Origin of the sequence: Iodobacter fluviatilis (assembly GCF_900451195.1) — a bacterium.
GTDB classification, from domain to species: Bacteria; Pseudomonadota; Gammaproteobacteria; order Burkholderiales; family Chitinibacteraceae; genus Iodobacter; species Iodobacter fluviatilis.
Genome location: NZ_UGHR01000001.1, coordinates 762,436 through 775,886, shown reverse-complemented (window position 1 = coordinate 775,886; position 13,451 = coordinate 762,436). Strand labels below are relative to the sequence as shown.

10 protein-coding genes are annotated in these 13,451 nt (G+C 50.2%); 7 read left to right on the top strand and 3 right to left on the bottom strand.

Annotated elements, in window-relative coordinates:
• Positions 1-302: 302 nt before the first annotated feature.
• The 5 genes from DYD62_RS03515 to aroA all read left to right on the top strand — a co-directional run bounded on the left by DYD62_RS03515 (position 303) and on the right by aroA (position 4,614).
• Positions 303-1,223, top strand: coding sequence for a branched-chain amino acid transaminase (locus DYD62_RS03515; RefSeq protein ID WP_115226095.1), 921 nt, complete (start codon positions 303-305; stop codon positions 1,221-1,223).
• 80 nt (positions 1,224-1,303) lie between these two features.
• A complete protein-coding gene (locus DYD62_RS03510; RefSeq protein ID WP_046350861.1) occupies positions 1,304-1,504 on the top strand; it encodes a zinc-finger domain-containing protein in 201 nt (66 codons plus the stop codon).
• A gap of 130 nt (positions 1,505-1,634) precedes the next feature.
• Positions 1,635-2,642 (top strand): lipopolysaccharide heptosyltransferase II, encoded by a 1,008-nt coding sequence (waaF, locus tag DYD62_RS03505; protein WP_115226094.1) that lies wholly within the window; start codon positions 1,635-1,637, stop codon positions 2,640-2,642.
• Between the two features lie 53 nt (positions 2,643-2,695).
• Positions 2,696-3,106, top strand: coding sequence for a hypothetical protein (locus tag DYD62_RS03500; protein ID WP_115226093.1), 411 nt, complete (start codon positions 2,696-2,698; stop codon positions 3,104-3,106).
• Between the two features lie 218 nt (positions 3,107-3,324).
• On the top strand, positions 3,325-4,614 hold the full coding sequence (gene aroA / locus DYD62_RS03495; protein ID WP_115226092.1) for a 3-phosphoshikimate 1-carboxyvinyltransferase: 1,290 nt from the start codon (positions 3,325-3,327) through the stop codon (positions 4,612-4,614).
• Positions 4,615-4,669: 55 nt separating this feature from the next.
• On the opposite strand, the gene DYD62_RS03490 is transcribed toward aroA, so the two are convergent.
• Together DYD62_RS03490 and DYD62_RS03485 are read right to left on the bottom strand one after the other, a co-directional pair.
• Positions 4,670-5,389 carry a substrate-binding periplasmic protein gene (locus DYD62_RS03490; RefSeq protein WP_115226091.1) on the bottom strand — a complete coding sequence of 240 codons (720 nt, stop codon included), beginning with the start codon at positions 5,387-5,389 and terminating at the stop codon, positions 4,670-4,672.
• 339 nt (positions 5,390-5,728) lie between these two features.
• Positions 5,729-6,148 carry an NADH-quinone oxidoreductase subunit E gene (locus tag DYD62_RS03485; RefSeq protein WP_132038607.1) on the bottom strand — a complete coding sequence of 140 codons (420 nt, stop codon included), beginning with the start codon at positions 6,146-6,148 and terminating at the stop codon, positions 5,729-5,731.
• Between the two features lie 507 nt (positions 6,149-6,655).
• On the opposite strand from DYD62_RS03485, the gene DYD62_RS03480 reads away from it, so the two are divergent.
• Entirely contained in the window at positions 6,656-8,377 is a 1,722-nt protein-coding gene (locus tag DYD62_RS03480) for a glycoside hydrolase family 19 protein (protein WP_276527784.1), read from the top strand.
• A gap of 130 nt (positions 8,378-8,507) precedes the next feature.
• On the opposite strand, the gene DYD62_RS03475 is transcribed toward DYD62_RS03480, so the two are convergent.
• A complete protein-coding gene (locus tag DYD62_RS03475) occupies positions 8,508-10,133 on the bottom strand; it encodes a methyl-accepting chemotaxis protein (RefSeq protein ID WP_165928595.1) in 1,626 nt (541 codons plus the stop codon).
• A gap of 740 nt (positions 10,134-10,873) precedes the next feature.
• Between DYD62_RS03475 and DYD62_RS03470 the strand changes: the two genes are divergently transcribed.
• Positions 10,874-13,369: an adenosylcobalamin-dependent ribonucleoside-diphosphate reductase gene (locus DYD62_RS03470; protein WP_172476476.1), complete on the top strand. Its 2,496-nt coding sequence runs from the start codon at positions 10,874-10,876 to the stop codon at positions 13,367-13,369.
• The last annotated feature ends 82 nt before the right edge of the window (positions 13,370-13,451 follow it).

Genomic DNA, 13,451 nt, shown 5'->3' with positions numbered 1-13,451 from the left:
ATACACGCGAAATAATGATAAATAGATATTTTTTATACTTACGCATGCATGCCGCTATTCCGCACAGCCAGATTTCATACCCCGTAAACACAACAAAACATTCACACAAGCTACTAAGCCTTAGATTTAAGATAGACGCGTACCGGTGTAAATAAGGCACTCTACCTTTACCGCTCATCACCCGGACATCAAGCCCCTCCCGTTTTTTACAGCCCATTGAAGGCCAGCCAACAACGCCCTCTTTTTCGGTTACAATCAGCACTCACTTTTTTTCATCAATGCTTTGGGCAGGAGTTTGCAATATGTCGATGTCTGACCGCGATGGGCTGATCTGGTATGACGGTAAATTAGTACCGTGGCGCGATGCGACCACACACGTGTTAACCCATACCCTGCATTACGGCATGGGCGTGTTTGAAGGTGTACGCGCTTACGAAACCCCAAAGGGCACCGCAATCTTTCGCCTGCACGACCACACAGAGCGCTTGTTTAACTCCGCTAAAATTTTTCAGATGAAAATCCCGTTCAGCTTTGAAGAAGTCTTCGAAGCGCAAAAAACGGTGGTTCGCGAAAACAAACTGGCCTCCTGCTACCTGCGCCCGCTTGCTTTTGTTGGCTCAGAAAAACTCGGCATTGCCGCAACCGGCAACTCGATTAATGTCATTGTTGCCGCCTGGCCATGGGGCGCTTACCTAGGCACGGAAGGGCTGGAAAAAGGCATCCGCGTTAAGGTATCCAGCTTTACCCGCCATCATGTGAATGTCTCCATGGTGCGTGCCAAAGCCAGCGGCTATTACATCAACTCCATCTTGGCGCATCAGGAAGCCGCAGCCGATGGCTACGATGAAGCCATGCTGCTCGATACCGAAGGCTATGTTTCTGAAGGCGCGGGCGAGAACTTGTTTATTGTAAAAAAAGGCAAGCTCTATACGCCTGATGTATCCAGCTGCTTGGATGGTATTACCCGTAACACCGTCATTACACTGGCCAAAGAAGAAGGCCTCGAAGTGATCGAAAAACGCATCACCCGCGATGAGGTCTATACCGCAGATGAAGCATTTTTTACCGGCACCGCCGCTGAAGTTACCCCGATCCGCGAGCTGGATAATCGCCCGATTGGCATTGGCAGCCGTGGCCCGATTACCGAACGCTTACAAAAACGCTATTTTGACTGTGTGAAGGGCTTAGATCCTAAACACGAAGATTGGCTTACACTGATTTAATATTTAAAGCAGAGGGTGGACTTTATCCACCCTCTTAGTCCAGGGTGATTCAATCACCCCGTATTTGAAAGAGAAAATCCATGGAACTGAAAGAAAATACCCAGCGTGAAATCGAAGTACTCGCCAGCGATTTACCCCTGCATTGCCCGATGCCAAATATGCTGAGCTGGAATTCACACCCGCGCGTGTTTTTACCTGTAGCAAAAAATGGCGAAGCACTTTGCCCTTACTGTGGTACGCACTACCGTCTGAAAGCGGGTGAAGTCGTTAAAGGCCATTAATCAAGGGCAGGCTTACCTGCCGTTTTACCCTGTGTGATAACACGCTGCGGCGGGTTTTCCCCGTCCTGTGCACGGATGAATTGGCCTGGCGTTCGCCTGAAATAAACGCCAGTTCGTCCCTCCTGAGCTTATGAAAAAAATTCTGATTATTGCCCCGGCGTGGGTTGGCGACGCCATCATGGCCCAGCCGCTTTACCGACGCCTGCATCAGCGCCATCCTGGCCTGATACTGGATGTACTTGCCCCAGCTTGGACACGCCCTCTGCACGCCCGCATGCCCGAAGTGAGCGAATCCTTTGATACCCCTTTTGGCCATGGCGAGCTGAAGCTGGGCACGCGCTGGACTTTAGCGCGGCAAATGAAAAAGCGCGGCTACGATCAGGTGATCGTACTGCCTAATTCGCTTAAATCTGCGCTGCTACCACTCTTTAGCGGCATCAAAACCCGTACCGGCTGGGTGGGCGAATCCCGCTATGGTTTTTTAAATGACACTCGCGTGCTTGATCCGCTGGCTTTGCCGCAAATGGTCGAGCGCTTTGCCGCACTGGCCGAAGACGCCGGCCAGCCCATTTCCCGCCCGGTACCTCATCCGCATTTAGTAGTAAACGACCAGGACCGTGCAGCCAGCGCAGCCAAATTAGGCTTTGATGCCAGCAAGCCCATGATTGCACTTTGCCCAGGCGCAGAATACGGCCCGGCAAAACGCTGGCCGGGCAGCCATATGGCCGCCCTTGCCCAAACCCTGCTAGGTCGTGGCTTTCAGGTGTGTATTTTTGGCTCGAATAAAGATCGGGAAATCGCTGACGAGATTCTGGCTGGTGCCCCCAGCGTCATTGATTACTGCGGTAAAACCTCGCTAGCCGAAGCCATCGACATGATGTCGCTCGCCCGCGCCGTGGTCAGCAATGATTCTGGTTTAATGCATGTGGCTGCAGCACTAGAGCGTCCACTGGTGGCGATTTACGGCTCCAGCTCGCCCGAATTCACACCGCCATTATCTGCCAACGCCAAAATTGTGACTTTAGATCTGGAATGCAGCCCCTGCTTTGAACGTGTCTGCCCACTCAAACATATGAACTGCCTCAAGCAACTCGGACCTGATAAGGTATTGCTAGCCTTGGATCAACTACTGGCTTAATTTTTCAGTACTTTAGCAATCAAATGCAAGGCCTTGTCTGAAGAGGAATAACCATGAAAAAATACTTCACCAAAGCGAGCCTGCTATTCGCCATGCTGATCTCATCTGCAGCTCATGCAGGGGTATCGGTACAATTTGGGCAGCCCGGCTTTTATGGCAGCTTTAATCTTGGCGACTTTCAGCAGCCACGCCTTATTTACCGCGAGCCAAGAATCATTCAGCAGGTCACAGTGGTACAGCCACCGATGTATCTGATCGTTCCACCGGGCCACGCTAAAAACTGGTCCAAACACTGTCGTCGATACAATGCCTGCAGCCGCCCCGTCTACTTTGTACAAGAAAGCTGGTACAACTCAGAAGTCGTGCCTCGTTATCAAGGTGATCGTCACAATGATCGAGATCACGATAAGCATCATGGGCATGGTCGAGGCCATGGAAAAGGGCATGGGCATGACCGCGATTAAAGCGCTTTAAACTAAAAACCATTCCTGAATCGATAGACAACGACCGCCCAGGAATGGTTTTAATGACAAATATTTATCTCTGCGCCCATTTTGTGACACGACTTCCTAGCACAGAAAAGTGCCTTACCATGCCCCAGCCTGCGGATATTGTTAAACCTATATAAGCCCTGTAACGACGCCACCCCGACCTGCTAAAACCCTTAAACACGGAACGCCTTATGGAACACATCGCCCTCGCCCCTATCGCCCGCGTCAACGGCACCGTTGCTCTGCCCGGCTCCAAAAGCATTTCAAACCGCACACTTTTGCTTGCAGCACTCGCACAAGGCACAACGGAAGTAAAAGGCTTACTGGCCGCAGACGATATCCATTACATGCTTGAAGCGCTGAAAGCATTAGGGATTAAATGGGAGCAGATTGGCGATAGCCGTGATTTTATTGTGCACGGCGCAGCAGGTGCATTTCCGGCTAAAGCAGCAGAATTATTCCTCGGCAATGCAGGCACGGCATTTCGTCCGCTGACCGCCGCGCTGGCGCTCAGCCAAGGCCATTACACCCTCAGCGGTGTGGCCCGTATGCACGAGCGCCCGATAGGCGATCTGGTCAACGCCCTGCGTGAAGCAGGTGCTGATATTACCTGCACCGGCGTAGAAGGCTACCCGCCGCTGGCAATTAAACCTGCCACATTCAACGGGCAGGTCATCAAAGTAAAAGGCAATGTATCCAGCCAGTTTTTAACTGCGCTCTTAATGGCCCTGCCCCTTACCGGCCAGGCCGTGACGATCGAAGTAATCGGCGAATTAATCTCCAAGCCATATATCGATATCACCCTCAAACTGATGGCGAAATTTGGCATAGAGGTTAAGCAAAACGGCTGGAGCAGCTTTAGCATTGCCGCTGGCCAAATTTACCAAAGCCCCGGCATTATCGAAGTAGAAGGCGATGCCTCATCGGCCTCTTACTTTTTAGCTGCAGGTGCGATGGGTGGCGGCAAGGTTCGCGTCACCGGCATGGGCAGCGACAGTATTCAGGGCGACAAACGCTTTGCCGAGGCACTGGCCCTGATGGGTGCCGAGATCACATGGGGCAGTAATTTTATTGAAGCAGCACCACCAAAGAGCGGCCAGTTAACCGGCATTGATGCCGATATGAACCATATCCCCGATGCCGCCATGACGCTCGCCGTCGCCGCACTCTTTGCCAAAGGCCCGACCACACTCAGAAATATCGCCAGCTGGCGTGTTAAAGAAACCGACCGCCTGAGCGCCATGGCCACCGAGCTGCGTAAAGTGGGGGCAAGTGTAATTGAGGGGGAAGATTTTATTACCGTCACACCACCTGAATCACTGATTGCAGGCGCAGCGATTGATACTTACGACGATCACCGCATGGCGATGTGCTTCTCGCTGGTGGCCGTTAAAGGCGTAGCGGTACAAATTAACGATCCGCAATGCACGGCCAAGACTTTCCCGACTTACTTTGAAGAGCTGGCCAAGATTTCCGCATAAGACCGACAAACTGCAGGCAATCCATTTTTAGCCAGCCATTAAAATGGATTGCCAATCACTGATAGCGCTCTATCAGTTTTTTCAAAACATGCTGTGCTTGTAAAGCCACAATCGCCTTATTGACCTCAGCCACTGTTACCTGTCCGGATCGGGAAACCGCACACTGCCCCTTAAAACTGCGCAGCACCGTAAACGGATGCAATGGCGTTTTAAATTGCCCCTGTCTTTGCAGATATTCCAGCTCAAACTGATTAATCACCATATGCTGCACCCTTCCTGCCGTCATTTTTCGCAAGTTGTGACGCATACTGGGCGCATCATCACGTAAAAAACGCGTACCTAAAGCCTGATCAAGATCTGAATACACATAGCCCAGTACCGTACCAATCCGCACATTCGCAAAGCCATCCAGCGATGCGGGTTTGTTTGCTTTTTGATCGCTGATCAGTAATTCGGCATTGGGAATAAACGGCGTACTCCAGTCGAAATCTCCGGGCAGCCAGACAGGCAGGTAATTACACAGCACATCTGCCCCGCCACTTTCAATGGCATGCACTAAACGCTTACGCGGCAAAAGCACAAATTGGGCTTTGCGCCCCATTTGCGCAGCCAGTGCTTGGCCAAGGTCAAAATAGAGACCTGCACTAAGCTGATTATTGCTGACCTCTGCCCATGGCATAGCATCACCATCTAAAACCAGAACCTTTAATTCAGCCGCCTGCAGCAGAAAAGGAGTGCCACATAAAAAAGCAAATAGTAAGTGACGGCAAAACATACTGGGCTTCAACCATACAATGGTGTGAGTAAGAAAAAACGGAGGTATTCAGGCCAAATCATAGCACCTTACTTATCTTTCACTGAATCCACTCGAAAGCAAAGCTTGACCTAAGCCCTTGCGGCTCGATCAAAACACCCTCGTTCAGATCCATTAAGCGATACATTGCGCTACTTAATCTGTCTGGCCCCTGTGCACCAAGACTTGTGTCCAGTGGCGCTCACAGACAAATATGCATCTGATTTAAGAAGGGGACGCCTCTTAGCTACAGCAGATTGGCGCTGCCCCATTTCTTCACTTAAAGATCCGGCTTAGCTGCACACGGGTCAGTGTCAATTTTTAATGCCCTGCGCGTTTTTTATGCACTGTTTTTTTATGGGCGGGCTGTTTATGCGCGATCTTTGGCTTTGCCCCTGAAACCTTCTTAGCATGCTGAACACCAGCCCCTTTTTTATGAGTCACAACGCGGGTCTTTTTGTTTTTTTGCCGGGTGCTCTTAGCAGCCTGTTGCTTGCCTCTGTGTTTTTTAGTCACGCCAGCCTGTGCTTTTTTATTCTTGCGGGCTGCTGCATGTTTATGGCGGCCAGATTTCACTGCGGGCTGTGCTGCTGGCGCATGCACTACAGGTTTACTCACAGCAGGCGTACGCGCAATGACGGGCGCAGCGGAAGGCACGTCAAAAGGCAAAGGAGCATCTTCAGCCTGGGCACAAAAAGGCAGCAATGCTGCACAAAGCAAAATAGGAAAAAAAACACGCATGAACATCTCATCAGCCAAGAAATCAACAGCTGCAAGTATACCGGATTCACCCCTTTACTAACGCCCGCCCAAATCAATTAAATAACAACCACAGTAGCACGCTACGTAATACCAATTACAGCGCGATTACCCACTTTTAGCTAGAGTGAGCCCCGTATTTAAAACGCGGGCAGGCGGTTGATCAAAAAATCATCTCACTGAAACACCTCCACAGCACCGCTTTCTTTAAGAACAATAACTTAGCTTAAATTAGCAGAATATTGTGCCAAATTGCTTTAGGTCATCAAAATAAAACAAAGCTTGAATTAATCATCAAACAGGTGCCCGTAGTCATTGACACCACGACTACAACTGCTACTATCCGCAAACCTTACAACGACAAATGAAGATACCACTTCATACCAAAACAGACGGGCAACAAGCCTGCAAACCTTTTTAAACCTGATCTGCGCTGCTGCTTATCCCAAGCACAGCCAACAGACTTTATTTTGGATGGAGCAAGAGACAATGAAAACAAAGATAAAAATCACGGCGCTGTTAGCCGCGATGTTTATGAGCGCCTCTCTGATGGCAGCCGACTGGAGCGCCAGCAGCACCTACACTGCTGGCGCAACCGCAAGCTATAAAGGCCAGACTTGGAAAGCCAAATGGTGGACCCAAGGAAATGTGCCGGGCGCAGAACAATGGGGCCCGTGGGAATTAGTCAACACCGTACCTACATCAGTACCAACCCCGGTTCCAACTAAAGTGCCGACGCCTGCCCCAACACCTGTACCAACCGCCGTTCCCACAAAAGTACCGACTCCTGCACCGACAAAAGTGCCGACCCCCGCTCCAACGCCGGTGCCAACCGCCGTTCCGACGCCCGTACCTACAGCCGTGCCAACACCGGCCCCAACACCTGTACCTACTGCCGTACCGACACCTGCTCCGGGAACCATCGCCTGTAAAGCCGCCTGGGTATCCAGCAGCAGCTATGTGGGAGGCAGTGTTGTGAGCTATGCAAATCATAACTACACGGCCAAATGGTGGGTTAATGCGGCCGAAGAGCCTGGCAAGAGCGCCACATGGACCGATAGCGGTGCATGCACAGGTGGTGGTGACAGTGGTGGCACAACGCCTCCGCCGAATGGCGTACCAACGCTAAGCCAGGCTCTGGCCCGCGAAGCCGAGCTGACTAATAACGACTTTTTCCGCAAGGTAAAAGCATCGGTACGCACGGCCAGCAACGCCATAGTTGATGCCGTTGCCCCAGGCAAAAGTGATAACCCGCTGAATGTAAAACGGGTTGAAACGCTCGTGCCTGAGCAAAAGTTTCAATACTATTTTTCAGTGCGCCACCCAAGCTATACCTATCAGCGCTTCTTGCAAGCCATTGCCAAATTCCCAGGCATTTGTGACGACTACAGCGATGGCCGCAATGCAGACCAAATCTGCCGCCGTTCACTCGCCACCATGTTTGCACACTTTGCCCAAGAAACCGGTGGCCATAGCGTCACCCAATACGGCATTGATGAATGGCGTCAGGCGCTGGTGCATGTACGTGAAATGGGTTGCACCGAAACCGGCACAGGCTGCGGCTACAACACCGAATGTACCGATCCTGTCTTTAACGGCGTATGGACCTGCGGCAAAAACGCAGACGGCAGCTTTAAAAAGTATTATGGCCGTGGCGCTAAGCAGCTTTCCTACAACTACAACTATGGCCCGTTCTCGCAAGTGATGTTTAGTGGCGATCAGACCAAGCTTCTGAATGATCCTGATCAGGTTGCTGAAAGCTGGTTGAATATGGCCTCTGCCACCTTCTTCTTTGTGTATCCACAACCACCAAAACCATCGATGCTGCATGTGATCGACGGTACATGGGTACCTAATGCGCAAGATAAGGCGCGTGGCCTGGGTAATGACTTCCCAACCACAATTCAAATTATCAATGCCGAATGCCAGGATGCAACGCTCAAACCAGCAGCTAAAAACCGCATCGACTACTACACCGAGTTTGCGCGTGATTTAGGCTGGGATATCAAGCAAGAATCGATGAACTGCACCAATATGCAGCGCTTCGAAAAAGGCAGCTCCGCCGCCTACCCTATTTTCTGGGAAAAAACCTGGAGTGCGGGGCAGGATAATCAGTGCCAGTTGGTTGATTACCAAACGCCCTACAACGCGCTGATCGAAGGCAATTATGTGAAGTGTGTGGAAAAAAACTGGAATGTGAAACTGAAATAAACGCCAGCGTTTTATTCCATATCTTTAAGCTTAAAAGCCCCTGCTGATGCAGGGGCTTTTTTTATCAACCACATAAAGAATCAGTCTGGCAAACAGAACAGGGCAAGCTTTGATTAATCGAGCCACGCGCCTAAAGCTTAAATTTGGCCGCTGCCAGTGTCAGCTCCCGCGCCAGCTCGTCGAGGCTGCGTACCTGCTCATGAGCAGCTTGGACAGATGCATCGGATTCTTCCACCATCTGGGCGATGCGCTCCACATTGCCAGCAATACTGTTACTCACTTGGCTTTGTTCCTGAGTAGCATTCGCCACATCGCGCGTTTTCTCTAAAGTAGCACGGGTTACGCTATTGATTTCACGTAAGGCCGAAGCTGCTTTTTCCACCAGATCAACCCCCTGAGCTACTTGTGATTGCACTAAATCCATGGAGCCTGCTGCAATATCCGTGTCATCCTGCACTGCACGAATCGTACGGGTAATATCCTGTGTTGCACCGCTGGTTCGCTCGGCTAATTTACGCACCTCATCGGCCACCACCGCAAAACCCCGACCCTGCTCACCCGCCCTTGCGGCCTCAATTGCGGCATTAAGCGCCAGCAAGTTTGTCTGATCTGCAATTTCTTTAATCACCGCACTCATACTGTCAATTTCGCGTGAACGATCAACCAGGCCACGAATCAACTCTGCAGCAGAGCTGATATCACCCGAAATACGGCGAATTTCGTCTGCGGCATGCTGGGCCATTTTTTCACCCTCAGTCGCCAGCTCTGCAGCCTGCTGCGAATTAACCTCTGTTTCCCTAGCACTGGATGAAATATGGCTGATACTGACCGTCATTTCTTCAATGGCGGCTGCGGTGGAAGATGTTGCCTCCGAAGTCATCTGGCTGCCCCGGCTGATGTGTGCCGTTTCTTTATTTAATTGCTGAGACGCATTGGCCAAAGTGGACGAGGCTTGATTAAAGCGCCGGACCATATCATGCAAACCCTGCTGCATGGAGCGCATAGATCCAATTAAACTATGATTGCCTGCCTTGCCATCAATTTGTTGAGATAAATCACCATTTGCAATACTAAGTGCAATATCCGCCGCATACTGAGGCTCTCCGCCCAATTGCCCCAAAATACTCCGCATTGTTGCCATCGCTAAAGCGCCCATAATGGCAAGAATAATAAAAACAGCCACCAGCATTTTAATTGCGCTGTTCCAGAATAAGCGATCAATATCATCCAGATAAAACCCGGTACCAGGAATCCATCCCCATGGCTCAAACTGAATGACACCATTTAATTTTGGATACGCCGTTTTATCCTCGCTACCAGGGCGGGCGGTATAAGTTAAAGCAAACGCTTTACCATCTTTGCTTTCAGCAAGGCCATCACGAATCACCTGCACGGCCGTCCTGCCATCCGGCGATTTTGCGCCCGGATCAGGCTTGCCTACTCGTTTGGGATCGATATGAAATACAAAGGTATCATCGGTCATGCTGCGAATAAAAAAATAAGTACTGCCCGCTCTTTGCGAAGCCAATGCCTCTTTAGCCCGACTTTGAGCCTCTTCACGGCTGAGCTTGCCACTGACTTCCAGCTCTTGATAATGCGTCAGCTGGGCTTTGGCTAAATCCAGCAGCTGAATAATTTGCGCTCGGCGCTCCTGCATCATACTTTGACGCAACTGATACAAGCCCCCTACACCCATAAGGATGATGCCAGATAAAGCGGCAATCACAATGATCCAGATCCGAGTTCTAAGTTTCATTATCCGTACTTCCATTAGTTAAACACATCAATGCACAAATGATTCTGAAGAAAAAAACAGGCTGCCAACATAACGATAGCCAAAATTAAACAACATGCTTATGTTTTTTACAGAAGAGTAAATACACTTAAAACTTGGCCAATCCCTCAACACACCAAAGATGCACCCCTATCGCACATTAAAAACAAACCATAAGAAATACAATAATAAAAAACCCTAGTGATTTTAATTTACCCTCAAAAAAACAAATTTTCTTAATTAAAAACACCATATATATTCAATTAAACTAAACCTTTAAAAAGATGGGGTAAATCACGGCATAAAACCGCCAAGAAAATTTATGAACAATATTTAATTCCAATAAAACACATCCCCAGAACCACCGTACATTTTTTTAACAAGCACATTAAAAAAAAATACTCGCCCAGAAAACAAATCAAAAAAATCACAACACCCAGCAAGCTAGATAATCATTCCAAATAAATAAAACGGATAAATTACCATGTCATTAATTACACAGAACAGCAAAGCGGCTAAGCAAACTAGGCCAAAGGTCGTAAAATAGACAGATGCGTACCCTCTAGGAGCAGCGTGCCCAAGGGCGGCTGCAAACGGGCTGATTTTCACAAAATTTAAGCATCACCGTTTGTCTGCACGGCCGCCTTATTGCCCTTGAACAATGGAAGCAGCAGAAAAAAGAGCTATATTGCACCGCCTCAAAAAACCATGACGCAGTACGCATGACACCGAATACGATTAATTATTTAGGAAACACCGATATGGCCCCGCAAGAAATTTCTCTGGATGTATTACTGGAAAAGTACGCCAAGGGCGAAGAAGCCTCGATTGCCGATGTACAAGCGCGCGTTGCCAGCGCTTTGGCCAGCGTAGAGCAGCCTGATTTTAAAGCTTACTTTGAAGAGAAGTTTTTATGGGCGCAGCAAAATGGTTTTGTACCGGCTGGCCGTATTAACTCTGCTGCGGGTATGGATTTACACGCCACGCTGATCAATTGCTTTGTGCAGCCTGTGGGCGATTCAGTTTCTGGCATCACGGACGGCAAGCCTAGCATTTATACCGCGCTCTCTGATGCGGCAGAAACCATGCGCCGTGGTGGTGGTGTGGGCTACGATTTCTCGACTATCCGGCCTAAAGATTCACTGGTGCGCGGCACACGTTCCCGCGCTTCCGGCCCGGTTTCCTTTATGCAGGTGTTTAATGCGTCGTGCTCAACCGTTGAATCAGCGGGTGCGCGGCGTGGCGCTCAGATGGGTGTGTTGCGTGGCGATCACCCGGATATCCTGGAATTTATCCGCTCTAAAGATCAGGGCGGGCTGACTAATTTTAATATCTCGATCGGCGTAAGCGACGAGTTTATGGAAGCCGTTAACCAGGACAAAGACTTCTGCCTCGTGCACCAAGCCGAGCCTGGCCCGGAAAAAATCGCGGCGGGCGCATATCTGCGTGAAAACGGCCTGTGGGTACACCAAACCATACGCGCACGCGCGCTTTGGGATGAGGTGATGAAATCCACTTACGATCACGCCGAGCCAGGCATTTTGTTTTTATCGCGCATGAATAGCGACAACAATCTGTATTACTGCGAAACCATCGAAGCCACCAACCCCTGCGCCGAGCAGCCTTTGCCGGATTACGGCTGCTGCTGTCTGGGCTCTGTCAACCTCACCCGCTTTGTAAAATCGCCTTTTTCCAGCGATGTGAGCTTTGATTTTGAGGGCTTCCAGGAGGTCGTCAGCATTGGGATTAGGATGCTGGATAATGTGCTGGAAGCCACCGCATGGCCGCTGCCACAGCAAAAAGCCGAAGCGATGTCCAAACGTCGCATTGGTCTGGGCTACCTGGGCCTTGGCAGCACGCTGGTGATGATGGGCCTGCGCTACGATTCTGATGCGGGCCGTGCGCTGGCGCAGAAAATATCAGAGGTCATGCGCGATGCGGCTTATCTGGCATCGGTGGATTTAGCCAAAGAAAAAGGCGCTTTTACCCTGTTTGATAGCACTAAATACCTAGCAGGCAATTTTGCTAAACGTCTGCCAAAGGCAATTCGTGCGGCGATTGCCAAGCATGGTCTGCGTAACTCGCACCTCTTATCCATTGCGCCCACCGGCACCATTACGCTGGCCTTTGCAGACAACGCCTCTAACGGCATCGAGCCTGCTTTCTCATGGGTGTATAACCGCAAAAAACGCATGAGCGACGGCACCACGCAAACTTATGAAGTGGCCGATCACGCATGGCGTCTGTACCGCCATATGGGTAACGATGTATCGGATGACAGCAAGCTGCCAGCGCCCTTTGTGACCGCGCTAAATATGTCAGCCAGCGATCATATGAAGATGCTGGAAGTCGTGCAGCCCTTTGTGGATTCGGCCATTTCTAAAACAGTGAATGTGCCTGCAGATTATCCTTACGCAGATTTCCAAAACCTCTATATGGATGCATGGCGTGCAGGGCTAAAAGGCCTAGCGACTTATCGCCCCAATAGCATTTTGGGTAGTGTGTTATCGGTCGCTGAAGCGCCTGTTGCGGTGGCAGAAGAAGAGCCAATTCCCGATGATGATTTACTGCGCAAGCAGTTTGACCGCCGCCCGAATGGCGATCTGGAATCAGTGACTTCCAAAATCGTGTATATGACGTACGAAGGTAAAAAAGTGGTTTACCTTACCGTCAGCTTTATTCATATCTCAGGCATGGTGGGCGGTGAGCTGGTGACAATTGAGCGCCCATTTGAATTTTTTATGCCTGCCAGCCAAAAAAGCGAAGATCAGCAATGGATTACCGCCAGCATGCGCCTTTTATCCATGGCGGCACGCTCGGGTGGATCGATTGCAAAATCGCTGGCCGATATGCGCGAAGTCATCTGGGGCAAAGGCACCGTCCGTTGCGGCATGATTAATAAAGAAGACGGCTCGCAAGCGCCTTTATTCCACGAATCTGAAGTGGCTGCGATTGGCTATGCACTGCAACAAATCCTCACCAAACGCGGCTTCCTGGATGCTTCTGGCAATCAGGTTCCAACCAAGCTGCTGGCTGAACGTTTCAAAAACAAGCATATGACTTATCTGATTAACGAAAGCCATTATGAAGCCCCGCTGGCACCAGTCAGCCCCATTGCCACCGGCAAGAAATGCCCGGAATGCGGTGCTTATGCCTTACAAAAAGTAGACGGCTGCAGCCGCTGCCTGTCTTGTGGCCATGTAGGTGCCTGCGGCTGATTTAGTTTTTTGTAAGCAATAAACAGCCCGCTATTTATCCCTAAAGGCGTAAATGGCGGGCTTTTTTTCGCCCTTTTTCAGA